We start from the raw sequence: 25,024 nt of genomic DNA on the forward strand, positions 1-25,024 counted from the left end.
CCTGGTCTAGCGAAGATGGATGGCTGGCGCGTAACGGACCGCCATAGGGGCGGGCCTGGTGTCATCGCGCGGGCGCCATGTCTTGGCATGAATGAGCTTGGGGCGTTCCCCTTTATGGCTTGAGAGCTATAGGGCCACCACGGCAATCTGCCGTTGCAGCCCTTGCCGAATCAGAGTTTGAAGCCCGCAACCGAACCCTTCAGTTCGGCTGCCAGACCAGTCAGCTGACCAATCTGCACGGCAGTCTGCTTGGTACCGGCAGTGGTCTGCTCGGTAATGCGCAAAATGTCCTGCATCGATACGGCCACCTTGTCGGCCAGTTGCTGCTGCGACTGGCTGGCCTTGGCGATGGTCTCGATCAGACCGGCCAGTTCGTTCGACACCTGGCCGATCTCGGTCAGCGCCTGACCTGCGGCGTCGGACAGCTTGGCACCTTCCACCACACCCTGGGTGGAGATTTCCATGGCGGCCACGGCATCGTGGGTATCGGCCTGAATGGTCTTTACAATCGCGCCGATCTGCTTGGTAGCTTCACCCGAGCGTTCGGCCAGTCGCTGCACTTCTTCGGCCACCACCGTGAAGCCTCGACCGGCTTCACCGGCGGAAGCGGCCTGGATGGCTGCGTTCAGGGCCAGCACGTTGGTCTGCTCGGTAATGTCGGAAATCAGTTCCACGATTTCACCGATCTCCTGCGAGCTTTCACCCAGCCGCTTGATACGCTTGGCGGTCTCCTGGATCTGTTCGCGGATTTCGTTCATGCCCTTGATCTGGTTCTGCACCGCATCGGCGCCCTTGTTGGCGGCATCCAGTGACTGGCGCGCCACACGGGCGGATTCGACGGTGGTACCGGACACGTCGTTGATCGAGCGGGCAATGTTCTGCACCACTTCGTTGGTCTCGACGATTTCTTCGGACTGACGCTGGGCGGCTTGCAGCAGTTCGCCCGAAATGGCCTGGGCTTGCTGGGATGCCGCCGTCACCTGGTCGGTGGCGCGGTTAATACCGATAATCAGGCTGCGCAGCTCGTCGATGGTGTAGTTCATCGAGTCGGCGATAGCGCCCGTCAGGTCTTCGGTCACCGAGGCGCGTACCGTCAGGTCACCGTCGGCAAGATCGGACATTTCGTTCAGCAGCCGCAGAATGGCTTCCTGGTTACGCTTGTTTTCGGCTTCGATCTCGGACCGGCGACGCTGCGATTCGGAGTTGTACACCCGCACCAGACCAAACAGGGCCGCCAGTGCCAGCAGCGCGAACACGACTTCCAGGATGATGGGCAGTATGCCGCCAGCCGATTGCTCGTAGGCTGCGGTCAACTTCTTGGCATCCTGCAGCAGGTTTTCACTTTCCTTGTAGGTGGTCTGGTTTGCCAGACGGGTGTTCACCAGGTTCTGCATGTTGCGGGAGAAGGCGCCCACCACCGTTTCGAAGTCCTTGAACATGTCGCGGATTTCGGCCAGCTTTTCCTTCACCTCAGGGTTGCCGGCAGGCTGGATGCGCAGCTCCTCGCTACCCTCGATCATGCCTTGCAGGGTGTCGCGGAAGGTGTTGGTGTCCTTGCCCAGCAGGAAGACCACTTCCGGGTTGATGATTTCACCGGCCAACATGGCGTTGGCGTTCTTGGCCATGCGCTGCGACAGCATCACCTGCTGGTTGGCCAGTTCGATCTCGTGTCCAGGGGCGTTCGATTCGCTCAGCAGTGATACCAGCTGCTGGGTCAGTTCCAGCAGCTTGGCATCGTTGCGGTTGATCGAACTCACGTTCTTGGTCACTGCCACCAAGGTTTCACGCTGCTTGAGGATGGTCTCAATCGTGGGTTTCTTGGGGTTGGGGCGGAAGTTGTTGTCCCAGTTCTTTTTGATCTTGCCCAGGATCTCGGCGGCATCGCCACCGGATGCTGGCAGGCCATCGCCACCATTGATCAGGCGGTTCAGATCCTTGTCGAAGTCGTTATAGGCTTCGGTCAGCAGGGGGAAAGCATCGGCATTACCCTGGATGGCCTGGGCGGACGCACGGGCCATACGCTGCGAAAGCATCTGCATTTCGGTGGAGGTGGCTCGGTAGATGGCGTCATGGCCGGAGGAACGCACCATCAGGGCCACGGTGGTGGCAAAGGCCAGGATGGAGATCCCCATGACCCAGAAGCAGATTTCGATCTGGCGGCGTATGGGGAGATGGCCGATCAGCGGCAGTGGTCGCGCTGCACCACCGTCCGCCTGGGGCCGGATACGGTCCAGTATGGACACTGTGCGCAAGGGATCGTAAGCCTTCTCGGCCTTGTCACCGCCGGACTGACCCTTGTTGCGTCCGAACGCACGCATCAGCGTATCGGTAAAACCGCTGCGCGGTGCCGAGCCGGCTTGGGTATTACCGCCCGATTTCGTTTTATCCTGCAGCGCCATATTCGCTTATCTCCCTGTTGCTTATCTCTGCGGGCCGAGCCGGCCAGATTGTTGCAAATACTCAGTTCTTAATTGCGGTAATACCGGTACTGGCATTTGCCAGTACCGGTATCTGTCAGATAGTGCCAACTTGCAGGAACGGTGCCTGCTGCACCAGTTCGTTGATGCGCATTTCACGCCATTCCCGCCCTTCGCTGTCCCGTCGCGTGGGGCCACACCAGGGTACGGCAGGATCGGCCGGAGCGACTTCTTCCATCCCCTGGATATTGCGCAGACCCAGCATGCGGTTGACCAGCAGCGCCGAGTTGACAATATGACGGGGGTGGATGATGAGCAGGCGGCTGCTCATGCCCAGGTTGACAGGTTCGTCGCCCAGAAAGCCGGGCAGATCGACCACACTGAACAGATTGCCGCGAATATTGGCCACGCCCTTGAACCAGCGGCGCGTAAGGGGCACGTCCACCATGCCGGGTACAGGCAGCACTTCGCTGACGTCGGTCAGATCGACCAGCCACGAAGTATCACCCACCTGGATGCCGAGCTTGGTGGAGGCGGCGTGCGTGGCAGGCAGCGACTTGAGCCGCGCTACCACGCTTTCCTGGAATTCACGAAGACTGACGCGCTTGGCCATGGTTTTCTGAGCTTAGCCTAGTGCGGCGATCTGCTTGAGCAGTTCATCCGGGTTGACCGGCTTGACCACATAGCCCTTGGCGCCTTGGCGCTTGCCCCAGACGATGTCGGTTTCCTGGCCCTTGGAGGTACACATGATGACCGGGATATGGGCAGTGGCATCATCCTTGGTGATGGTGCGGGTCGCCTGGAAGCCGTTGAGGCCTGGCATCACCACGTCCATCAGGATCAGGTCGGGCATGATGTCCTTGACCCGCGCTACGGCTTCCTCACCGCTTTCCAGGGTCATGACCTGGAAGCCGTTCTTGGTGAGCAATTCACCGAGGAAGTGACGCTCGGTAGGGGAGTCGTCGACAATCAGAATTTTCTTGATGGTCATTTGATTTCTATCCTTGACGCCCTTCTCAGGCGTGGTTGGCATGTATGCCTACTGCTTGCAGCAGGCTGTCTTTCGTAAACGGCTTGGTCAGGTATTCGTCCGAACCGACCATGCGGCCCCGGGCGCGGTCAAACAAACCGTCCTTGGAGGACAGCATGATCACCGGCGTCGCCTTGAACTTCGGGTTCTTCTTGATCAACGAGCAGGTTTGATAACCGTCCAGCCGCGGCATCATCACGTCGACGAAAATCACGTCGGGATGATGGTCGCTGATCTTGGCCAGCGCGTCGAAGCCGTCTTCCGCCAGGATGACCTCGCAACCCGCCTGGCCGAGAAATATCTCTGCACTACGGCGTATGGTATTGCTGTCGTCGATCACCATGACCTTGATGCCGGCGAGATTCTGCATCGGCCTGTCTCCTGTTGTACCCGCTTTGTAATGAGCTTATGCACCATTACGGCGAAGTCAAACATAGCACAAGAAGCGTCAAACCTCTATGACGAGAGCAAGTTCCAATGCGCTTTTGCTTAAAAAAAAGTCAAAACGGGTAATAAAAAACCCCGGCCAAAGGGGAGAAGGCCGGGGTTGAAAAGCCCGACGCTCATTGGTCGGGCACCCGCTCAGGGAGGGAAAGCGGGAGGCGCGCATAACACCTGTGCGGTGAGAGCGGCGTCTGCCCGATTAAGTTCCCGAGTTGTCTTCTGCCTCTGCCTGGGCGGCGGCAAACCAGCCTCCCACCACGTTTTCAGCCTCTTCGATGCCGGTTTTCTTGAGGCTGGAGAACAGCTGTACGGTGCACTGCGGCCAGGCTGCAAGCTTGTCGCGCACGGCGCTCAGGGTTTTGGCCTGTTCCTGTTTTGTCAGCTTGTCGGCCTTGGTCAGCAGCGCGTGGACGGGGCGGCCGGTGGGGATGAACCAGTCCAGCATCCGTTCGTCCAGCGGCTTGAGAGGATGGCGTGCATCCATCAGCAATACCAGGCCAATCAGGTTGGGGCGGGTGGCCAGGTACTGGCCCAGCAGGTGCTCCCAGTGGGCGCGTATGGGTTCAGGCACCTGGGCGTAGCCATAGCCTGGCAGGTCGACCAGGAAGCGGCCCTGGCCGAAGTCGAAATAGTTGATGTGCTGGGTGCGCCCGGGCGTTTTTGATACAAACGCCAGCCGGTTGTGATCGGCCAGGGTATTGATGGCGCTGGACTTGCCGGCGTTGGAGCGACCCGCAAAAGCGACCTCGATGCCGCCGCCTGGCAGCATGTGCAGATCGTTGACGGTGGTGTGGAAACGGAGTTGGCGAAACAGCGACATGAGTTAAACTTTTTTGTTTAGGGCGGCCAACTTTGGCGGCGCCTCAAGGTTCGGATAGAATATCAGGTTTGAATCAATGCCTTGGCGTATGGATGCTTCCCCATCCAGTTTTATTCGCACCCTACGCCCTGGTTAGAACAAGTAAAAACGAGCGACTCGCCGCTCACCTCGTCATCAAGGAGTTGTTGCTATGAAGCGTAGCGTGCTGGCTGTTCTGTTCGGTTGTATGGCCTCTTATGCGGTTGCCGCGGGCGCCCCTGCTGCGGTTGCGCCCAAGGCCGACCCGGCCAAGGGCAAGGCTATCGTCGAAAAAGTGTGTGCTGCTTGCCACGGTTTGGATGGCAATAGCGCTGCCAGTGCCAACCCCAGCCTGGCGGGTCAGCATCCCGAGTTTCTGTATGCCCAGCTGAGTGCCTTCAAGAAGGGCGAGCGCAAGAACCCCATCATGCTGGGGCAGGTGGCAACCCTGACCGATGACGACATGCGCAACCTGGCTGCCTACTATGGCGAGCAGAAGCCCAAGGAGCGCGCTGGTACCGACAAGGCGTTGATGGCGGCGGGCAAGAAGATCTACACCGGTGGTATCGCCGCAACAGGTGTGCCGGCCTGCATGGCTTGCCACGGCCCCAACGGCGCTGGCATTCCGGTGCAGTATCCGCGCCTGGGTGGTCAGCATGCTGCCTACGTGGTGAGTTCGCTGAACAGCTACAAGGCCAATACTGATCGCAAGAACGGCATCATGCAGCCTATCGCTGCCAAGTTGTCGGATGCCGAGATGAAAGCTGTTGCCGAGTATATCGCCGGCCTGCGTTAAGCCTGACCCAGGGCTGCCACGGCGGGTTCGGGTGGCAGCTTTATCACGGCGGCGGGGAACTTTTCCTGCCTGCATAGCCCAAGGGGTGGCCTGGCCACCCCTTTGGTGTGTTTAAACGGTGCTGGTCGAGCGGGCGCGCGGTTGTGCCTGTTCGTGGCTGGGCCTCTCCCTGCTGGTGCCAACCGGTGGGGCAACGGGGTTGTCCCCTACTAGTCGAGAATCGCCGTGCGTCGTCTTTCTTTCGGCCGTGCGCTGTACGAGCTGCTCAGCTCCATGCGCTTTGCCATCAGCCTGCTTACCCTGCTTGCCATTGCCTCCATCATCGGCACCGTGCTGCAGCAGAACCAGCCCTACACCAGCTACGCCGTCGAGTTCGGTGATTTCTGGTTCCGCCCATTCGAGTGGCTGGGGCTTTACGATGTCTACCATGCCGGCTGGTTCATCATCATGCTGGGCTTTCTGGTGGGCTCGACCTCGCTGTGCATCTATCGCCACCTGCCTGGCATATTGCGTGATATCCGCTCCTATCGGGAGCAGGCTGCGCTGAAATCCTTGCGCGCCATGGCGCACCAGCAGGAGATCGCGTTGCAGCAGCCCTTGGAGGGGGCGCTGACCCAGGCGGAGCAGTGGCTGACGGCCCAGGGTTACCGGCACAAGCGGGTGGTGCGTGACGAGGGTGTCATGCTGGCTGCCAAGAAAGGCAGCCTGCAGCGTCTGGGCTATCTGTTCGCCCATGCGGCCATCGTGGTGATCTGCATAGGCGGCCTGCTGGATGGCAACCTGCCCCTCAAGCTGCAGAGCCTGCTGGGCATCAAGGAAGTAGAGACCCGCAATACGGTGCCAGTGAGCGAAATAGGCGAGAAAAGCAAGCTGACCCCCAGCAATCTGTCGTTCCGCGGGGTGATAGACATGCCCGAGGGGGAGACGCGGGATGTGGCCTGGCTGAATGCCGGGCCTGGCTATTACGTGCAGGAGCTGCCCTTCGCTATCAAGCTCAACAAGTTTCATGTCGAACATTACAGCACTGGCCAGCCCAAGTTGTTTGCCAGCGATATCGAGGTGACCAGCAAGGCTAGCGGCAAGGTCACCAAGGGGACGGTCAAGGTCAACCACCCCTTGATTGTCGATGGCGTGGCCATCTACCAATCCAGTTTTGGCGATGGTGGCTCGCCGCTGAAGCTAGCGGTGTGGGACTGGTTGGGCGCTGCGCCCAGGCCGCAGGAGCTGGCCGCCGTGTCGTTGGCCAGCCAGGCCTTCCGTTGGGGCGGCCAGCCGCTGACCTTGGAGTTCGGTGAGCTGCGGCCCTTCAATATCGAGAACCTGGAAGCCGAGCCGGAGATATCGGACTTTGGCCGCCGCATGCAGGATGCTCGCCAGGTCAAGGCCGACAAGAAGGTCAAGAATGTCGGGCCGTCGATACAGTTCAAGGTGCGCGATGCCCAGGGCCAGGCGGTGGAATACCTGAACTACCTGTCGCCATTTGAGGACGGCGGGCGTTTCTACCTGATGAGTGGCATGCGGCGTACGGTGGCGGCCCCGTTCGCGTTTGTGCGGATACCGCTGGACGCCGAGTTCAGTCCCCAGGGCTTCATGCAGATCAGTGCCGTGCTACACGACCCGGCGGCCTGGCCGGAAATCGCCCGCCGTACCGCGGCCAAGGCCGAACGCGATGGCGCCATCAGCCCGGCCTATCGCAAGGAGTTCGAGCAAAGCCTGGTGTGGGTGCTGCAGCGCTTTGCCGATGGCGGCTTTACCGCCTTGCAAAGTTTTCTGGATGAGCGGGTGCCCAAGGACAAGCAGGAGGCGGTAGGCCAGACCTATATCAAGCTGCTGCAAGGCGCGGTGCTGGATGCGGCGGATTTGTCGCGCCAGCGGGCCAACCTGGCCCCGGTGGAATTCAACGACAGTTATTATCGCTTCCTGATGGATAGCCTGGTGGCGGTATCGGCTAGCTTTGATTACGGCCACGGCTTCTATCTGCAGCCGGTAGGCTTTGAGGAGCGCAAGTCCAGCGGTTTCCAGGTTACCCGCAGCCCAGGCCAGCCATTGGTCTATCTGGGTAGTCTGCTGCTGGTTCTGGGCATATTCTGCATGTTTTACATACGCGAGAACCGAATCTGGGTGTGGGCGCAGGAGGGCCGCCTGCTGCTGGCTTTCAGCAGCAACCGCCGTGATGCACAGACCGAGCAGGAATTTGCTGCGCACAGCGCTGCCCTGAGCAGCCTGGCCAGCACGCACAAGGAAGAACACCATGACTAATCCAAGCTACGCGACCACCCTGTCGCAGGCGGGCAATGCGCCTTTCTGGCGCGGGCTCAAGCTGAGCGACCATCTATATGCCTTGTTCATCCTGGCGGTGGCCGGGGTGGTGTTCCAGCGTTATCACGCTGCGATGGATGTCTATGAGCACGCCATTCTGGCGGGCAGCGCGCTGTCGCTTGTCGCGTTGGGCTGGTTCTGGAAGCCGGTGCGGCTGTTCTTTCCGCTGGCGGGCCTGCTGGCGCTGGGGGCGGTAGCCCTGTATGGCGACGATCTCGGTCGTGGTCAGACTGCGTTCTGGCTCAAGTATGTGCTGGCCAGCCAGTCCGCCGCCATGTGGATGTGCGTGCTGTTCTTCCTGGCCACCGCGATCTACTGGGTGGGTTTGCTGCGTCGTTCCAATACGGCCGATGCCATCGCCTCGGGCCTGACCTGGGCGGCAGCTGGTGCCGCCGTGGTGTGGTTCTTTGTGCGCTGGTACGAGGGCTATCTGATCGGCCCGGATGTAGGCCACGTACCGGTGTCCAATCTGTACGAAGTCTTCATCATGTTCTGTTTCATCACCGCCATGATGTACCTCTATTACGAGCAGCGCTTTGCCACGCGCCGCATGGGGGCATTTGTGCTGCTGATCATCTCGGCTGCGGTGGGCTTCATACTCTGGTACACCTTTGACCGCCAGGCGCACGAGATACAGCCGCTGATACCGGCGCTGCAATCGTGGTGGATGAAGATTCATGTGCCTGCCAACTTTGTCGGCTATGGCGCCTTTGCCATCGCCGCCATGCTGGGGGTGGCGCAGTTGCTGGCCGCGCGCGGCATATTGAAGTCGCATCTGCCCAGCTACGACATCCTGGGCGAAGTGATGTACAAGGCCATTGCGGTGGGCTTTCTGTTCTTCACCATCGCGACCATTCTGGGCGCCATGTGGGCGGCGGATGCCTGGGGTGGTTACTGGAGCTGGGACCCGAAGGAGACCTGGGCGCTGATCGTGTGGCTCAACTATGCAGCCTGGCTGCATGTGCGGCTGGTCAAGGGCTGGCGGGGCGACATACTGGCCTGGTGGTCGGTGGTTGGCCTGCTGGTGACGACCTTTGCCTTCCTGGGGGTGAACATGTTCCTGTCCGGCCTGCATTCCTACGGCACGCTGTAGGCGAAGGCTGCCGTCAGCAAAATAAGCGTTTCGATATATTCGACGCAGCCCACAGGCTTGGGTAAAATTACCTGATTCTAATAAACGACCAGTCCATGTACTGGTCGTTTGCCTTTTCGGGGGAGGGCCGCTTGGATTTCCGATTGGAACGCATAGTCGTGCCCTCGCAGGCGCAACTCGATGGCGTCTATCAGCTTGCCTGTGCGGCGCCCGGCTATTGGCAGTTGACCGAGGGCAAGCGCTCTCCTGGCCGCGAAGCAGTAGCTGCTTGGTTTGATGGCAGTGACCTGCCGCCCGGCAAAAGCCTGGGCGAGCAGCATGCCCTGGGGGTATGGGTGGGTGAAGAGCTGGTCGGTATGGCCACCGTCCTGCGGAGCTGGCCCTATCCAGACCAGGCCATGATCAAGCTACTGCTGCTGTCCGAGCGCTGGCAGGGGCGCGGCCTGGGGCGCAGGATATTTGCCGAGCTGGAGCAGTTGGTGCTGCGCTGGCCGCGCATCAGTACCCTGCGCATCAGCATCATTGCCAGCAATGCCCCTGCTTTTGCCTTCTGGCGCAAGCTGGGCTTTGCCGAGACCGGCGAGCGTAAGCGGGAACACGGTTTTCTGGCCGACGCTGTCGTGCTGGAAAAACCGCTGCCTGTGATGGCGCTGGGCTGCTGCTAGCCTGGCGCGCTATGGTATAAGCCCTGCCTTTGGATGCTTGCAGGCCGTTGCGGCAAGCCTCACCGTCCCTTTCGGAGCCCTGGGCTAGCCATGCCGACTTCCTTTGCCTATCTCGGTGTTGTCACCGTCTGGTCTACCACTGCCCTGGCCATCAACTGGTCGGTGGCCGGCATGTCCTTCACTGCCGCGCTAGCCGGCCGCATGGCCCTGGGCGCGCTGGCGGCGGGGCTGCTGATGCTGGTATGGCGCCAGCCTTTGCCGCTGGATGGGGCGTCGCGCCGCACCTACCTGATTGCTGGCGTGGCCATGGCGTCCAGCATGGCCTGCACCTACTTTGGCGCCCGCTATATCTCCTCTGGCCTGATGGCGGTGCTGTTCGGCCTGTCGCCCTTGATCACGGCCTTGTTTGCCAGCTTGATCATTGGTGAGCGCCCTGGCCGTGGGCAGGTGCTGGGCATGTTGCTGGGATTGGCAGGCCTGTGGTGTATCTTCCGCGACCGGGTGAGCCTGGGGCCGGAGGCCCATTGGGGCATAGCCGGTGGCCTGATGGGCAATGTGCTGCAAGCGCTGGGTGCGGTGCTGACCAAGCGCCACGGCGCGGATACGCCACCCCTGGCGACGGCAACGGGCGCCTTGACGGTCAGTGCGATACTGACCCTGGCCGGCTGGTGGCTATTGGATGGACAGTGGCCGGCCGCGGCGGGCCTGAAGCAATGGGGGGCGGTGGTCTACCTGGCGCTGGTGGGATCGGTGCTGGCCATGAGTCTGTACTTTTTGCTGATACAGCGGCTGCCCACCGCCCATGTGGCGCTGATTACCCTGATCACCCCGGTAACCGCCTTGTGGCTGGGCCATGTGGCCAATGACGAGGCGGTATCGGCCGGCCTGTTGACGGGCACGGCCCTGATTGTGGTGGGCTTGCTGGTGCATCAGTTGCCGCTGTGGAAGCTGTGGGCTGAGCGCATGGTCCGCGAGGCAGAATAGGCGCTGCTGGCTGCTGCGCTGACCGGTGCGTTGCTACTGAAAGTCGCCATAGCGTGCTTGCAGCAGGGCGGCGATCACCGGGGCCACCGTCTCGGTACGGAACAGCCGTGGGCCCAGTATCAGCGGTGTGAAGCCTGCGGCGATGGCCATATTGTTCTCGTCGCTTGAGAAGCCGCCTTCGGGACCGATGAGCACCTGGACGCTGCCGGCCTGTGGTGGCAGCTCATGCCATTGCCGGGCACCGGTGGGTGATAGCAGTAGTTTGAGATCGGCAGCCGGTGCCTGGGTCAGCCAGCTGTCCAGCCTGACCGGCGGCAGGATATGCGGCACGCGGGTGCGGCCGCATTGCTCGGCGGCAGATTCGGCCACGCCCTGCCAGTGCAATAGGCGTTTTTCCACCCTGTCCTGTGCCAGCTTGTAGCTGCAATAAGCCGACTGCACGACCTGTATGCAGTTCACGCCCAGTTCTGTCGCTTTTTGTACGGTGTAGTCCATGCGTTCGGCTGCTGACAGCGCCTGTACCAGGGTCAGCTGCAGCGGCGACTCGCGCTCAGCTGTCTGATGCTGACCGACGGCTACGGTGACATGGCGCTTGCCCATGTCGACAACCTCTGCCTCGAATTCCCCGCCTTGACCATTGAACAGCATCAGCGGCTCGCCTGGCTGCAGGCGCAGCACCTGTACATGGCGGGCAGCCTGTTCGGGCAGATTGAGTTGCTGGCCACTGGCAAGCGGCATATCGAGGTAGATACGGGGCATGAGGCGGTCTTATCGCTAGAGGTTGAGTTAGGGATTATGCCAGCCGCGCGGGCCACCTATAATCATGGTTACCCAACTCCGGATCGTGCAGCCATGGCCAGTGTGACCGCTCCCCTTGTCCAGTTGGGCCTGCCGGCCCCTGATTTCACCTTACCTGGCGTGGACGGACGCAACCATTGCCTGAGTGAGTTGCGCGGGCACAATGGCCTGCTGGTGATGTTCATCTGCAACCATTGTCCTTACGTCAAGGCCATACGCGAGGCGCTGGTGGAGACCTGCCGTGAGCTGGAGAGTTACGGTATCAAGAGCGTGGCCATCAGTGCCAACGACCCTGCCCAGTACCCAGAGGACGACTTTGAACATATGAAGGCCTATGCCCGGGCCTATGGCTTCGGCTTTCCCTACCTGTATGACGAGAGCCAGGCCGTGGCGCGGGCATTTGGAGCGGTGTGCACGCCGGACTTCTTTGGCTACAACAGCGAGCTGCTGCTGCAGTACCGGGGCCGCTTCGATGCCTCGGGCAGGCATGCGGCGCATGGTGCCCAGCGGGAGCTGTTCGAGGCCATGAAGCAAGTTGCCATGATGGGGGATGGGCCGCTGGAGCAGAAGCCCAGCATAGGCTGTGCGATCAAATGGCGGTGACGATGTTGCGGCGCAGCGATGAATAAATTCATCGTAAGTGGTGAATTTATTCATCGCTTATGATTAAATTCGCATCACGTCACCCCTGTGCCACAAGGAATTCCATCATGTCCAAGAATGCTGATCTCCACGCTCGTCGACTCGCTGCTACGCCCCGTGGCGTCGGTGTGCTGGGGGATTTCTTTATCGAGCGCGCCGAGAACAGCCTGATATGGGATGTGGAAGGCCGCCGCTTCATTGATTTTGCCGCCGGTATCGCCGTGCTGAACACCGGTCACCGCCATCCCAAGATCACTGCTGCCGTGAAGGCGCAAGTGGATGCCTATAGCCACACCTGTTATCAGGTTGTGCCCTATGAGAGCTATGTGAAGCTGGCTGAGAAGCTCAACGAGATTGTGCCTGTGCACGGCCCCAAGAAGACCGCTTTCTTCACCAGTGGCGCCGAGGCAGTGGAAAACGCCATCAAGATTGCCCGTGCCGCCACAGGCCGCAGCGGTGTGATTGCCTTCTCCGGCGCCTTCCATGGCCGCACCATGATGGGCATGGCGCTGACCGGCAAGGTCAACCCCTACAAGCTGAACTTCGGCCCCATGCCGGCGGATGTGTACCATGCCCCTTTCCCGGTGCCGCTGCACGGCGTGACTTCGGCTGACTCGATCAAGGCCCTGCAGACCCTGTTCAAGGCGGATATTGATCCCAAGCGCGTAGCTGCCATCATCCTGGAGCCTGTGCAGGGCGAAGGGGGCTTCTATGTGGCGCCCACCGAGTTCATGGTCGAACTGCGCAAGATTTGCGACGAGCACGGCATCCTGCTGATTGCTGACGAGATACAGACCGGTTTTGCCCGTACCGGCAAGACCTTCGCCATGGAGCACCACGCGGTCAAGGCCGACCTGATGACCATGGCCAAGAGTCTGGCTGGTGGTTTCCCCCTGTCGGCCGTGACCGGCCGAGCCGATCTGATGGATGCGCCTGCACCCGGTGGCCTGGGCGGTACCTATGCCGGCAACCCGCTGGCGGTGACGGCTGCGCTGGCCGTACTTGAGGTGATTGCCGAGGAGAAGCTGAACGAGCGCGCTCAGCGCCTGGGTGCTGCGCTGATGGAGAAGCTCAACAGCCTCAAGTCTGCCGTGCCCCAGATTGCCGATGTGCGCGGCCTAGGCTTTATGGTGGCGGTGGAGTTCAACAAGGCTGGCAGCGACGAGCCCGATGCGGACTTTGCCAAGAAGGTCCAGACCGAAGCCATGAAGCGGGGGCTGATCCTGCTGACCTGTGGCGTGTACTCGAATGTGATCCGCTTCCTGGCGCCCATCACCATTGAGGACGACACTTTTGCCGAGGCATTGACCGTGCTGGAAGCGGCACTCAAGGCCTAAGCTTTCCCCCGTAGTCCGGAACGCGAAGGCCCCCGGGCGAGCCCCGTGGGGCCTTCGTGCCATCTTGCGTTGGAGATCGACATGCTGAACCTGAAAGACCCGAGCCTGCTCAAGCAGCAGTGTTATATCGACGGCCAGTGGCTGGACGCGGACTCCGGCGAGAAGATCGCCGTGAACAATCCGGCCACCGGCGAGATCATTGCGCATGTGCCCAAGATGGGGACGGCCGAGACCCGCCGCGCCATCGAGGCTGCGGAGCGCGCCTGGCCGGCCTGGAAGGCCAAGAGTGCCAAGGAGCGTTCCACCCTGCTGCGCAAGCTGTATGAGCTGATGCTGGCCAATCAGGATGATCTGGCGGTGATCCTGACGACCGAGCAGGGTAAGCCGCTGGCCGAGGCCAAGGGCGAGATTGCTTATGCGGCGTCATTCTTCGAGTGGTTTGCCGAGGAGGCCAAGCGGGTCTACGGCGAAACCATTCCCTCGCCCTGGGCCGATAAGCGCTTGTTGGCAATCAAGCAACCCATAGGCGTGACGGCAGCGGTGACGCCGTGGAACTTCCCTTCGGCCATGATTACCCGCAAGGCCGGCCCTGCCCTGGCGGCGGGCTGCCCCATGGTGATCAAGCCGGCGACCCAGACGCCGCTGTCGGCCTTGGCCATGGCAGAACTGGCCCATCGGGCCGGTATTCCAGCGGGGGTATTCAGCGTGCTGACCGGTTCGGCCAAGGAGATAGGCGGCGAGATGACGGCCAGCCCCATCGTGCGCAAGCTGAGCTTTACCGGCTCGACCGAAATCGGCCGCGAGCTGATGGCTGCCTGTGCGCCAACTATCAAGAAGGTGTCGCTGGAGCTGGGCGGCAATGCGCCGTTCATCGTGTTTGACGATGCTGACCTGGATGCGGCGGTGGAGGGGGCGATTGCTTCCAAGTATCGCAATGCCGGTCAGACTTGCGTTTGCGCTAACCGCCTGTATGTGCAGGCCGGTGTGTACGAGGCGTTTGCCGAGAAGCTGGCGGCAGCCGTGGCCAAGCTCAAGGTCGGCAATGGCCTGGAGGCCGGGGTGACGCAAGGGCCCATGATAGACATGAAGGCGGTGGAGAAGGTCGAAGAGCATATCGCCGATGCGCTGGCCAAGGGTGGCAAGTTGGTGGCGGGCGGTAAGCGCCATGCGCTGGGCCAAAGTTTCTTTGAGCCCACCATCGTCAGCCATGTGACGGCCGATATGAAGGTTGCGCGTGAGGAGACCTTTGGCCCACTGGCGCCACTGTTCAAATTCGAGACTGAACAAGAGGTGATCGAACGAGCCAATGATACCGAGTTTGGTCTGGCGGCCTACTTCTATTCGCGCGATCTGGGCCGGGTTTTCCGGGTGGCCGAGGCGCTGGAGTACGGCATGGTGGGCGCCAATGCCGGCTTGATCTCGACCGAGGTGGCGCCGTTTGGCGGCGTCAAACAATCCGGTTTGGGGCGTGAAGGTTCCCGTCACGGTATGGAAGATTACCTGGAAGTGAAATATCTCTGCCTTGCAGGAATTTAATTTTCAGTCTAAGATTTGTTCAATCGTACTAGATTTGTAGTACGAACCATTTCCTCCTCCTCTTCCCGCCAGTGGCCCTTGGGTCGGCGGGATTTTTTTTGCTTTTACCCGAATCGGGTGTTTGAGGGCGAGCAGGGGTAGTGTTGGAGTGGGGTGCAAAATAAAAAAAGCCGATGCGAGCGCATCGGCTTTTTTTGATACCTGGTCGGGGTGAGAGGATTCGAACCTCCGGCCTCTACGTCCCGAACGTAGCGCTCTACCAGGCTAAGCTACACCCCGAGTGAGTCGCGCATTATGGCGATGCAGGCGCGGTCTGTAAAGACCTGGGCGGCGGGCAATCAGCTGCTGCGTTCCACGGCAACGTCGGCCAGTGCGCGCAGTGCCTGGGTGGCAGGGTTGTCATCCAGGCCGGCGATGGCTTCCAGTGCTAGTGCGGCCTCGGCGCGGGCGGCAAGCATGGTGGCTGCCAGTGCGCCGCTGTCTTGTACCGCTGCCAGTACGGCGGGGAAGTTGTCGCGCTGGGCGTGGATGATGGCGGTGCGAACTACATCGGCCTGTTCGGCGGTACCCAGGCGCATGGTGTGGATCAGCGGCAGGGTGCACTTGCCCTCGGCCAGGTCGTCCCCCAGGTTCTTGCCGATCTCGCCCGCATCGCCCGAGTAGTCGAGCACGTCATCGACGATCTGGAAGGCGGTGCCCAGATGCATGCCATAGCGTGCCATGGCGTCCTCGGTAGCGGCGTCCGACTTGGCCAGCAAGGCGCCCAGGCGTGCGGCGGCCTCGAACAGCTTGGCGGTCTTGTAGCGGATGACCTTGAGATAGGCGGCTTCATCGAGATCGGCATCGCCGATATTCATCAGCTGCAGCACCTCGCCCTCGGCGATGACATTGGTGGCATCTGCCAGTACCTGCATTACCCGCATGTCGTTGACGCCGACCATCATCTGGAAGGCGCGCGAGTATAGGAAGTCGCCCACCAGCACGCTGGCGGCATTGCCGAACAGGGCGTTGGCGGTGTCGCGGCCGCGGCGTAGGCTGGACTCGTCGACGACGTCGTCGTGCAAGAGCGTGGCGGTATGGATGAACTCCACCACGGCGGCCAGTTCGCGATGGTGCTGCCCCTGGTAGCCCAGGGCGCCAGCGGAGAGCAGGGCCAGGGCGGGGCGCAGGCGTTTGCCGCCGGAGGAGACAATGTACTCGGCGACCTGACGTACCAGGATGACCTCGGAATGCAGGCGCTCGCGGATGATCTGATCCACCGCCTGCATATCGGCAGCGATGACGGATTTGACGAATTCTATGGACACGATGGGCTTACTGCCGGCGGAGACCAAAACCGCACGATTATAGCCGAGCGGGGGGCGGGGCGTTGGCCGTAGTGCGGCTAGTGGTGTGGCTGTGGTGCCGGGATATGCACTGCAAGTCAATGAATACTTGACCAAAATCGCTGGCTTGCGTATATTGCGCGGCTCCCTGCGTCCTGCGCGGGGAGTTACTATTTAGGAGCCCAGTCTATGTACGCGGTCGTAAAAACCGGTGGCAAGCAGTACAAAGTTGCCATCGGCGAAAAATTGAAAGTAGAACAGATTGCCGCCGACATCGACGCCCAAATCGTGCTTGAAGAAGTACTGATGGTGGTGGACGGTGAAGCGGTTTCGGTTGGCACCCCCCTGGTTGCTGGCGCAACGGTCAAGGCTACTGTCGTAGCCCACGGTCGTGGCGAAAAGGTTCGCATCTTCAAGATGCGTCGCCGTAAGCACTACCAGAAGCGCCAAGGTCATCGTCAGAATTTCACTGAAATTCGCATCGACGCCATCGTCAAGTAAGCAAGGAGTCTGAAACATGGCACATAAAAAAGCTGGCGGTAGTTCGCGTAACGGCCGCGACTCAGAGTCGAAACGACTGGGTACCAAGGTTTACGGTGGTGAATTGATCCCTGCGGGTTCGATCATCATCCGTCAGCGCGGCACCCGTTTCCACGCAGGCGATAACGTCGGCATGGGCAAGGATCACACCTTGTTCGCCAAGGTCGACGGTTACGTCAAGTTCGTGGTCAAGGGCGCGCTGAAGCGCAAGACCGTTGTGGTCGAGCCCTACACCGGCGTCGAGGCTTAAGCCTTGCCGGTAAGCGAGGCGCCCGGCGGGCGTTTCGCTTAAAATTGAAGCCCTATCTCAATAAGATAGGGCTTTTTCGTTTGCACCCCATGTTGCCCGCCCTGCGGGCAGCCCAGGCCAAGGCCCAACCACTAGGAATCGCCTGCCCATGAAATTTATCGACGAAGCCCGCATTGAAGTGATCGCTGGCAAAGGCGGCAATGGCTCTGCCAGTATGCGGCGCGAGAAGTTTGTGCCGCGTGGCGGCCCCGACGGCGGCGACGGTGGCAAAGGCGGCAGCATCTGGGCTGTGGCCGACAAGGATATCAACACCCTGGTCGATTACCGCTTTGTGAAGCAGTACCGTGCCAAGCACGGTGAGAACGGCCGAGGCGCCGACTGCTACGGCAAGGGGGCGGACGATATCTTCCTGCGCATGCCGGTAGGTACCGTCATCAGCGACAACCTGACCGGCGAGATCGTCGCTGACTTGACCCATGACGGTCAGCAGGTATTGATCGCCAAAGGCGGCAAGGGCGGTTTGGGTAACCTGCATTTCAAGACCTCCACCAACCGCGCGCCGCGCAAGTTCACCCATGGTGAAGAGGGCGAGCAGCGCGAGTTCAGGCTGGAGCTGAAGGTGCTGGCCGATGTGGGCCTGCTGGGCATGCCCAATGCCGGCAAGTCGACCTTTATCCGTTCGGTCTCGGCTGCGCGGCCCAAGGTGGCGGACTATCCCTTCACCACGCTGGCGCCCAATCTGGGCGTGGTGCGTATCGACCATAACCGTAGCTTCGTGATTGCCGACATACCTGGCCTGATCGAAGGTGCGGCCGAAGGCGCAGGCCTGGGTCACCGCTTCCTCAAGCATCTGTCGCGTACTGGCATCCTGCTGCATATCGTGGACCTGGCGCCCTTCAGCGAAGAGACCGACCCGGTGCGCGAGGCGCAAGCGATAGTCGAAGAGCTGCGCAAGTATGATGAGGAGCTATACAACAAGCCGCGCTGGTTGGTGCTGAACAAGCTGGACATGGTGCCGGAAGGTGAGCGCGAGGCGCGCATCGAGGCTTTCCTGACAGGCTTCGGCTGGCCGCGCGATGCTTATGATCCGATGGCACCGCTGGATCCGCTGGCGCGCCGGTTGTTTACCATCTCCGGCCTGACCGGCGAAGGTACGCAACAACTGACCTGGGCCATCATGGATTACCTGGAAGCGACCCGCCCGCAACGGGTGGAGGCTGCGCCGACCGAGGCTGAGGCATTGCACGAGCCTTACGATCCGACCAAGTCTTGATGCAGGTGCGCCGTCCCGGTAACGGGGCGGCGCTTTGCTATCGCCCCGGCATAACGAGAAGACGAGAACCATCGCCCCGTGTCTGATGAACGCTTAGCCGACTTCTTCGCCAGCAATATCAATCCCCTTGATCTGCCGCCCTTGGCGGAGTTGCTGCGTGCGCGCGAATTGCTCAATGCTTTTATCACGCTGTTCCATGGCAATGAGGAGCAGGTGCTGGTGCGGCTTCTGGTGCTGCGCGAGATAGGCGCCCGGGGGCATGAGCCGCGTTGGTCGCCGCAGCAGCTGCAGGCGCATTTTGCCTATGTGAACCCGGTGAAGCTTGATACCGTGCTGACCCGCTTGCGCCAGAATGGCTTGCTGCTGTGGGATGGCGATGAGAGCCTGTACCAGATAGCCGAGGCGGGCCGGGTGGCCTTGTCGGCCTTGTCTACCTTGCTGGCCTTTGCCGACGAGGATGCCGAACTGGGTTATCTGACAGCCCAGGCGGCGGGCCAGCAGCAGCTGGGGCGGGTGTCTGGCGAGACCTTGCAGCATTTGCTGGCCCGGCTTAACGAATTGCACCGGGCCTTTGAGGAGGCGCTGGAGTCGCAATCGGAATACCAGATACGCAAGGCACAACAGCGCCTGGAGGCGGTGTTCCGTTGGGTACAGAAGGGGACGGAAGTTATGCATACCCTGCTGTCTGACGAGACCTTGTCGCGCCGGACCCTGGACCAGGCGCAATCCATCGCCATGGCGCAGTCTCGGCTGCTGCGCTTGACGGGCAGTTTCCAGCGCCGCCTGAATCAACTGCAGTCGCAGCGCGTGCACCTGGGGCAGTCAGGGCTGACTTCCAGCGATATCGGCGAATGGTTGCGTACGGCCAGCCAGGCCGAGCTGGTCAGCCTTGCCAGCGGCATGCTGCACTACGCACCGCAACCGTCCTTTCTGACTGGGCCGGAGATGGTGGATATCGCTGAGTTCGAGCTGGTGGAGCGTGAGCGCATGCTGGCCAGCACGGCTGCTCTGCCGGACAAGCGTGCTGCGCCCGGCGTGGCCGCGCCCGAAGCCGAACGGTTGTTCGAGGCCGAGGCGCTGCATGCCTTGCTGGCGCAGCTGGGTGGACCATCTGATATCCAGTCGGTGGCGCTGGCTGATACCTATACCGAGACGGCTTACCGTCTCTCCCTGCTTTCGCTCCTGGGCGATGCCGAAGCCGAGCTGGATGCCAGCGTGGTGGGTGATATCGTCAAGCTGCCGCTGTCGCTGCAAGCCAGCGGCGAGGTGGTGGCAGTGGACCATCCCGAAGTGGCCAGCATCTCGCGCGGCGAGTTGCGGCCTACCAACTGACGAACAGGACGCAAGACATGGATAACGCCCTGTCCATCCTCAGTGCCCGCTTGATCGCGCACCGATTTATTCCCCGCAACGACCCGCTGGCGCGACGCGCGCTGGTGGATGAGGATTTTCGCCGCAGCCTGGATCACCGGCTGGCCGAGGTGGGCCTGGTGCTGCTGGAAAATCCCTATGCCGAGTATCTGGCTGTGGCCCTGGCTGAGGATATGAATGCCTTTGTATTTGGCGATGGCGATACCTGGCTGTCCAACAATATGGGTTTGCCGCGTGATGCGATCGCCCTGCTGGTGGTGCTGTGGGCGCGCATCATATTGCCCAAGCGTGAGCGCCAGATTGCGCGCGCCGAGAAAGAGCGCGAGGGGCAGAGCGATATGTTCGGGGCAGAGAAGCCGCTGGCGCAGGGCGAGGATGTCTCGGTCGGCATTCCGGAGGATGCGCTGTATGCCGATTTTCGCGAGAAGCTGGGCGGCAAGACCCGTATGAATACCAACCTTGGCCAGCTGGCCCGGCTGGGTTTTATCGAGCGCCGCAACAAGGTGATCCTGGAGGGGCCGTTGCTGGATCTGATGCTGGACTATGCCAGCCTGGCCCCCCGCGTGATCGAAGGCGCGCTGGGCGAAGTACTCAAGCGTCGTGCAGCCGACGCGGCCCCCGAGTAATTACCAGGACAACCCGTCACGATGTTTCAATTCCGCAAGCTTGAGATGCGCCACTGGGATTTCTGGCAGAGCATAGAAATTCCGTTGGATGCCCAGATCGTTACCATCGTGGGACCGAATGGTTCTGGCAAGACCACGCTGCTGGATGCCTTGCGTACCCTGCTGGCCTTGCCGTGCTCCGGCCGACGCGACTACAAGCGCTATGTCCGCAACAACACCGAGCCGACGGCCTGGCTACGAGGGGTGGTGGACAACCCTCGGCGCGATAACGGCGATCTGTTTCCCTACCCGTTCTTCCCCATCACCAATGAGAAGGTGACCTTGTTCTGCCGGGTGAAGAAGCAAGGGGGGGACTGGCTGCGGCAGTACGCGATCATGCCGGGCGAGGTTGAACTGGATGCCGACACCGAGCAACAGCTGGAGTGGCGTGGTGTGCGCGAGTACAAGCTGGACCTGGAAAAGGCAGGGCTGACCCGCGCCATTGCCGAGGTGCTGGCGCTGGAGCAGGGGGATACCGACAAGCTGTGCGAGTACAGCCCCAAGGCTTTGCTGGACCTGGTGTTCCAGGTTTTTGGCGACAAGCAGGTGCTGGACAACTACCAGCAGGCCAAGACCGAGCAGAAAGAGGCCGAGCAGGAACTGGCCGAGCTGACCCGACAGCTGGATGGCTTGGGTGCCAAGGTGGAGCAGATGAAGGGCCGTGCCAACCGCTATCTGGAATGGCAGGGCATGCAGCGTGAAGTGGCGCAGCTGGAGAAGAATGTATTGCCAGGTTTGCGCTATCTGGAATCGTGGGATTCCATGTGGGGCTATATCCACCAGTACAAGGGCGTGCGCCGGGCCTTGAAGGTGCGCGAGGATGAATTGGCGCGCAGCGATGCCGAGGCACGCAGGCTGGAGGCGGATGTAGCGACCATGCAGTCGGCCGAGCAGGCTGCCGATGCGGCCTACAAGGCGCTGTGGGAGCCCTTTCAGCGTGTGGGGGCCGATGCCCGCGATGCCGAGAAAGTATTGAGCCAGCGTGACAAGCTTAAGGCCCTGGCTGAGGCGGAATCCGGCGCGGATGCGGTGGAGCTGGCTGACCAGCTGGGCAGGCTGCGTGGTCACAAGGCTGAGCTGGATGGCAAGGTGAAGGCCTCCAAGGATGAGCGGCAGCAGCTGTCCGAGCTGCAGTTTGCCTTGCAGCAGGGGCGCCAGCCGGCGGAGCGTTTTGTCCGTGAGATGCGGGCTGCGCTGGATGAGGCCGGCATTCCCCACCAGTTGCTGACCGATATCGTGGAAGTGCGTGACAACAGCTGGCAGACGGCAGTGGAGGCCATGCTGGCGCCGTACCGCCACCTGGTGTTGCTGGGGCGGGAGTCGGACAAGCAGGCAGCATTCCAGATAGGCCAGCGTTTGCAGTATCGACACTTTATCGTGCCTGATTGCGAGGCGGCACCCAAGGCGGTGCCGGGCTCGGTGCTGGAAATCATTGCGCTCAAGGCGGATGCACCGGCCTGGCTTACCCGCCAGCTCAACAATGTGCAGCGGGTCAAGTCGGTGGAAGCCGGCGCAGGCGTGCAGGGTGACTGGATTACCCGTGAGGGTTTTCACAAGGAGCGCCGTGGCGCCCGCTTTATTGGCGTAGATGTGCGCGACCATGCCTTTGGTGAGGCGGCCCGCAAATCGCGGCTGGATGAGGTAAGCCGTCGTTTGTTTGAGCTGAACCAGCAGGTGCTGGTGTGGGAGGGCGAGGCGGTGGAGGTGGGGCGGCAGATTGCCAGCCTGCAGCTGCAACTCGCCGGCATGGACGCCATACAGCAGCTGGCTGCCCGACAGGACGAGTTTGCTGCCGCCGAGCAGGTATTGCCCGGCCTGCAGGCCGAAGCTCAGCGCTTGGGGGGCGAACTGGCCAGCAAGCAGGCTGAGCAGGAAAGCACCCGTAAGCTGGCCATGGAGGCCAGGCTGCAGGAGCAGCGTGTGCGCGATGTGCGTGATGGCCTGGCCCGCCAGGTTAGCGAGCTGCTTAACCAGGTGCAGGTGCGCCAGGCCGAGCAGACGCGCCAGATCGAAGAGGCCCGCCAGTTGAGCGAGGCGCTGGAGGCGGCGGGCGTCAGCAAGTCGGGCTTGCCCGCGCTGAAGGAGGAATGGGGCTCGGTGCAGGCTGTCCGCCACGAGATACATAGGCAGCAGGAGCGCATGGAGCACGGTGATTGGGAGCGGGATGCCAGTGTGCTGGAGCTGCGTGAAAAGATAGAGCAGGACTACGCCGCCCTGCTGGGGGAGACGGAAAGCCGGGGCCGCGAGGTGGCCCGCGCGCGCGAGTTGACCGACGATGCCCGTGGCGCCTACATCAACAAGCTGCGCGCGACCGTGCGTGCCTACAGCCAGAATATCCGCCGGCTGGGTGAGTTGTCCGGTATCTCGGTGGAGGTAGACCCGCCCCATCTGGAGAATGATGATGCGGCGCTGGCCAATGCTGGCCTGACCGTACGCTTCGATTTTGACCAGAAGGGCCTGATGGGCCTGAACGATGGTGAGGCCTCGGGCGGCCAGCAGGTAATGAAATCCTTGATACTGCTGATAGGCCTGATGATGGATGAATCCAATCCCTCGGGCTTTGTCTTTATCGATGAGCCCTTCGCTCACCTAGATGTGCTGAATATCGACAAGGTGGGTGCTTTCCTCAAGGCTACCCAAGCGCAGTATTTGATCACGACGCCCTTGACCCACAATCTGAATGCCTTTGCGCCGAGTGAGCTGACCTTGTGCACCTACAAGAAGCGGCCGAGCGAGCGCTGGGCTCCTATGATTACCCAGACCCGTCGCCGGCTTGATGCCGCACGGGGGCGGTGACACCCCTTGGCTGATGGCATGGGAGGACTATCGTGACGCATGATGACGTAGCAACCTTCTGTGCCAGCCTGCCAGGCGCCACGGGCGATATCAAATGGCAGGTCGATCAGGTGTGGTCGGTGGGTGGCAAGATGTTCTGCGTGCAGTGCGCCAATCCTGCCCTATCGACCGGCGTGTCCTTCAAGGTGGCAGACGAACGCTTCCTGGAGCTGACTGACCTGCCTGGTATCCAGCCCGCGCCTTATCTGGCACGGCACCACTGGATAAGGCTGGATAGCCCCGCCACCCTGGGTGCCGATGTATTACAGGATCTATTGCGCCAGTCATACTGCCTGGTGCGCGCCAAACTAACCAAGCAGCAGCGCAATGCCTTGCCGCCGCTGTAAACCCTAGCCTTCGGACACCCTACATGAAACAAGTCTTCCATTATTTCGCCCCCTGCCCTCGCGGACTGGAAGGCGTGCTGGCTGAAGAGCTGGCGCAGCTGGGTGCATTGGGTATCGCCCCTACCGACGGTGGCGTGGCTTTTCATGGCGACTGGGCCCTGATGTACCGGGCCAACCTGCATAGCCGCATTGCCAGCCGTATCCTGTGGCGGCTGGTGGACAAGTCCTACCGCAGCGAAGACGATATTTATAAGGCTGCCCGTGCGCTGGAGTGGCCAGAGCTGTTTGGGGTGGAGCGCACCATCAAGGTGGCCGTGACTGGCGTGGGCTGCAAGCTCAAGAGCCTGGATTTCATCGCCCTCAAGGTCAAGGATGCCGTTTGCGATGCCTTCCGTGCCCAATGCGGCGAGCGCCCCAGTGTGGATACGGCCAATCCGGATCTGCGCATCCATGTCTTTCTGACCGAGCGGCAAATGACGCTGTATCTCGATACCAGTGGCGAGGCGCTGTTCAAGCGTGGCTATAGGCGGGAGACGGGGGATGCGCCGCTGCGCGAAAACCTGGCCGCCGGCATATTGCGGCTGACTGGCTGGAAGGTGGATGAGCCATTGCTGGACCCCATGTGTGGTAGCGGCACCTTTCTGGTGGAGGCTGCCATGATGGCGCGCCATATGGCGCCGGGCCGCTGGCGTGAGTTTGCCTTTGCCAAACTCAAGCAGTTTGATGCCGCGCTGTGGGCCCAGCTCAAGCAAGAGGCATTGGCAGCCGAGCAGCCGGAAGCCGTGACGCATATCTATGGTAGCGACGATACACCGGATGTTTTGATGGCAGCACGGGCCAACCTGGCGTCGGCCGGCGTGAGCGATGCGGTGGTGCTGGAAGAGGCCGATGCGCTGGAGCGCAGTGCGCCAGTCGAGCATGGGGTGATGGTGTGTAATCCCCCTTATGGCATACGGCTGGAGGAGCAGACCTGGTTGGATGCGCTCTACCCCATGCTGGGCCATGCGCTCAAGCAGCGCTTTTCTGGCTGGCGGGCGTATTACTTCACGGCGGACCTGCGCTTGGCCAAGTTGATACGGCTTTCTGCCAGCAAGCGCACGGTGCTGTTCAACGGCGCCCTGGAGTGCCGCCTGTTTGAGTACCGTATGGTGGCGGGCAGCAATCGCAAGCAGGATTGAACACGCCGGACACGGCAGCTGCCCAGTGAATGACATATATAGATATGTGGGGTAGCTAGCTCGACCTCGCTGAAACACTGATTGAACGCCCCGCTTGCGGGGCGTTTTGCATGGTTTTTGAGGCTTTCTCGGTTTTTTTGCAGGGCGTGATGTTCCGCTGTGTGTGAGTTGGCGCGGGTTTTGGTTGGGAGGCGATAAAAAGAGGGTGTTGCGGAGATATTACAGATCAGCGACTTAGGCGTGCTGGTGCGGAAAGTAGCGGAATTTTGCGGAGGAGGTGTTGACGTGTTCGGGGAGGGTGCGTATAGTTCGCTTCTCTGCTGCTGACGCAGACAAAAACG

At 61.3% G+C, this 25,024-nt stretch carries 23 protein-coding genes and 1 tRNA gene; 16 read left to right on the forward strand and 8 right to left on the reverse strand.

Features of this window, described 5'->3' with window-relative positions:
• Positions 1 to 170: 170 nt before the first annotated feature.
• The 5 genes from QQK16_RS07225 to yihA all read right to left on the reverse strand — a co-directional run bounded on the left by QQK16_RS07225 (position 171) and on the right by yihA (position 4,711).
• The gene (locus QQK16_RS07225; protein WP_284195753.1) at positions 171 to 2,399 is read right to left on the reverse strand and encodes a methyl-accepting chemotaxis protein; all 2,229 of its coding nucleotides are present in this window, start codon (positions 2,397 to 2,399) and stop codon (positions 171 to 173) included.
• Positions 2,400 to 2,514: 115 nt separating this feature from the next.
• Positions 2,515 to 3,030 carry a chemotaxis protein CheW gene (locus QQK16_RS07230; RefSeq protein WP_284195754.1) on the reverse strand — a complete coding sequence of 172 codons (516 nt, stop codon included), beginning with the start codon at positions 3,028 to 3,030 and terminating at the stop codon, positions 2,515 to 2,517.
• 12 nt (positions 3,031 to 3,042) lie between these two features.
• Complete coding sequence (locus QQK16_RS07235) at positions 3,043 to 3,408, reverse strand: response regulator (protein WP_284195755.1); 366 nt, start codon at positions 3,406 to 3,408, stop codon at positions 3,043 to 3,045.
• Positions 3,409 to 3,433: 25 nt separating this feature from the next.
• Complete coding sequence (gene pilG, locus QQK16_RS07240) at positions 3,434 to 3,817, reverse strand: twitching motility response regulator PilG (RefSeq protein WP_284195756.1); 384 nt, start codon at positions 3,815 to 3,817, stop codon at positions 3,434 to 3,436.
• Positions 3,818 to 4,090: 273 nt separating this feature from the next.
• Positions 4,091 to 4,711, reverse strand: coding sequence for a ribosome biogenesis GTP-binding protein YihA/YsxC (gene yihA / locus QQK16_RS07245; RefSeq protein ID WP_284195757.1), 621 nt, complete (start codon positions 4,709 to 4,711; stop codon positions 4,091 to 4,093).
• Positions 4,712 to 4,901: 190 nt separating this feature from the next.
• Here yihA and QQK16_RS07250 point away from each other — a divergent pair, with 190 nt between their 5' ends.
• The 5 genes from QQK16_RS07250 (at position 4,902) to QQK16_RS07270 (ending at position 10,586) form a co-directional block, all read left to right on the forward strand.
• Positions 4,902 to 5,525 (forward strand): c-type cytochrome, encoded by a 624-nt coding sequence (locus QQK16_RS07250; RefSeq protein WP_284195758.1) that lies wholly within the window; start codon positions 4,902 to 4,904, stop codon positions 5,523 to 5,525.
• A gap of 225 nt (positions 5,526 to 5,750) precedes the next feature.
• The gene (locus QQK16_RS07255; protein ID WP_284195759.1) at positions 5,751 to 7,784 is read left to right on the forward strand and encodes a cytochrome c biogenesis protein ResB; all 2,034 of its coding nucleotides are present in this window, start codon (positions 5,751 to 5,753) and stop codon (positions 7,782 to 7,784) included.
• Complete coding sequence (gene ccsB, locus QQK16_RS07260) at positions 7,777 to 8,937, forward strand: c-type cytochrome biogenesis protein CcsB (protein ID WP_284195760.1); 1,161 nt, start codon at positions 7,777 to 7,779, stop codon at positions 8,935 to 8,937. Before QQK16_RS07255 ends, ccsB begins: the two co-directional genes overlap by 8 nt.
• A 143-nt stretch (positions 8,938 to 9,080) precedes the next feature.
• On the forward strand, positions 9,081 to 9,602 hold the full coding sequence (locus QQK16_RS07265) for a GNAT family N-acetyltransferase (protein ID WP_284195761.1): 522 nt from the start codon (positions 9,081 to 9,083) through the stop codon (positions 9,600 to 9,602).
• A gap of 90 nt (positions 9,603 to 9,692) precedes the next feature.
• Positions 9,693 to 10,586 carry a DMT family transporter gene (locus QQK16_RS07270; RefSeq protein WP_284195762.1) on the forward strand — a complete coding sequence of 298 codons (894 nt, stop codon included), beginning with the start codon at positions 9,693 to 9,695 and terminating at the stop codon, positions 10,584 to 10,586.
• 33 nt (positions 10,587 to 10,619) lie between these two features.
• On the opposite strand, the gene QQK16_RS07275 is transcribed toward QQK16_RS07270, so the two are convergent.
• Positions 10,620 to 11,345: a 16S rRNA (uracil(1498)-N(3))-methyltransferase gene (locus tag QQK16_RS07275; protein WP_284195763.1), complete on the reverse strand. Its 726-nt coding sequence runs from the start codon at positions 11,343 to 11,345 to the stop codon at positions 10,620 to 10,622.
• 93 nt (positions 11,346 to 11,438) lie between these two features.
• Here QQK16_RS07275 and QQK16_RS07280 point away from each other — a divergent pair, with 93 nt between their 5' ends.
• From QQK16_RS07280 to gabD, 3 genes are all read left to right on the forward strand, one after another.
• A complete protein-coding gene (locus QQK16_RS07280; RefSeq protein ID WP_284195764.1) occupies positions 11,439 to 11,987 on the forward strand; it encodes a thioredoxin family protein in 549 nt (182 codons plus the stop codon).
• 107 nt (positions 11,988 to 12,094) lie between these two features.
• A complete protein-coding gene (locus QQK16_RS07285; protein ID WP_284195765.1) occupies positions 12,095 to 13,363 on the forward strand; it encodes a 4-aminobutyrate--2-oxoglutarate transaminase in 1,269 nt (422 codons plus the stop codon).
• A gap of 81 nt (positions 13,364 to 13,444) precedes the next feature.
• On the forward strand, positions 13,445 to 14,899 hold the full coding sequence (gene gabD, locus QQK16_RS07290; RefSeq protein ID WP_284195766.1) for an NADP-dependent succinate-semialdehyde dehydrogenase: 1,455 nt from the start codon (positions 13,445 to 13,447) through the stop codon (positions 14,897 to 14,899).
• Between the two features lie 202 nt (positions 14,900 to 15,101).
• Here the strand turns inward: gabD and QQK16_RS07295 are convergent.
• Positions 15,102 to 15,178 (reverse strand) — tRNA-Pro (locus QQK16_RS07295).
• 59 nt (positions 15,179 to 15,237) lie between these two features.
• Entirely contained in the window at positions 15,238 to 16,206 is a 969-nt protein-coding gene (locus tag QQK16_RS07300; protein ID WP_308446987.1) for a polyprenyl synthetase family protein, read from the reverse strand.
• A 207-nt stretch (positions 16,207 to 16,413) separates the two neighbouring features.
• Here QQK16_RS07300 and rplU point away from each other — a divergent pair, with 207 nt between their 5' ends.
• From rplU to QQK16_RS07340, 8 genes are all read left to right on the forward strand, one after another.
• Positions 16,414 to 16,725, forward strand: a complete 312-nt coding sequence (gene rplU, locus QQK16_RS07305; RefSeq protein WP_184198959.1) for a 50S ribosomal protein L21 — start codon at positions 16,414 to 16,416, stop codon at positions 16,723 to 16,725.
• A 16-nt stretch (positions 16,726 to 16,741) separates the two neighbouring features.
• Positions 16,742 to 17,014, forward strand: coding sequence for a 50S ribosomal protein L27 (gene rpmA / locus QQK16_RS07310; protein ID WP_284195767.1), 273 nt, complete (start codon positions 16,742 to 16,744; stop codon positions 17,012 to 17,014).
• A 148-nt stretch (positions 17,015 to 17,162) separates the two neighbouring features.
• The gene (gene obgE / locus QQK16_RS07315) at positions 17,163 to 18,287 is read left to right on the forward strand and encodes a GTPase ObgE (RefSeq protein WP_308446988.1); all 1,125 of its coding nucleotides are present in this window, start codon (positions 17,163 to 17,165) and stop codon (positions 18,285 to 18,287) included.
• 78 nt (positions 18,288 to 18,365) lie between these two features.
• Positions 18,366 to 19,619 (forward strand): hypothetical protein, encoded by a 1,254-nt coding sequence (locus QQK16_RS07320; RefSeq protein ID WP_284195768.1) that lies wholly within the window; start codon positions 18,366 to 18,368, stop codon positions 19,617 to 19,619.
• A 17-nt stretch (positions 19,620 to 19,636) separates the two neighbouring features.
• Complete coding sequence (locus QQK16_RS07325) at positions 19,637 to 20,284, forward strand: hypothetical protein (RefSeq protein ID WP_284195769.1); 648 nt, start codon at positions 19,637 to 19,639, stop codon at positions 20,282 to 20,284.
• A 21-nt stretch (positions 20,285 to 20,305) separates the two neighbouring features.
• Entirely contained in the window at positions 20,306 to 23,119 is a 2,814-nt protein-coding gene (locus QQK16_RS07330; protein ID WP_284195770.1) for an AAA family ATPase, read from the forward strand.
• A gap of 32 nt (positions 23,120 to 23,151) precedes the next feature.
• On the forward strand, positions 23,152 to 23,505 hold the full coding sequence (locus QQK16_RS07335; RefSeq protein ID WP_284195771.1) for an MmcQ/YjbR family DNA-binding protein: 354 nt from the start codon (positions 23,152 to 23,154) through the stop codon (positions 23,503 to 23,505).
• A 23-nt stretch (positions 23,506 to 23,528) separates the two neighbouring features.
• A complete protein-coding gene (locus QQK16_RS07340) occupies positions 23,529 to 24,683 on the forward strand; it encodes a THUMP domain-containing class I SAM-dependent RNA methyltransferase (RefSeq protein ID WP_284195772.1) in 1,155 nt (384 codons plus the stop codon).
• Positions 24,684 to 25,024 lie beyond the last annotated feature (341 nt).

The sequence above is a fragment of the Chitinimonas prasina genome, from assembly GCF_030160395.1.
Taxonomy (GTDB): Bacteria; Pseudomonadota; Gammaproteobacteria; order Burkholderiales; family Chitinimonadaceae; genus Chitinimonas; species Chitinimonas prasina.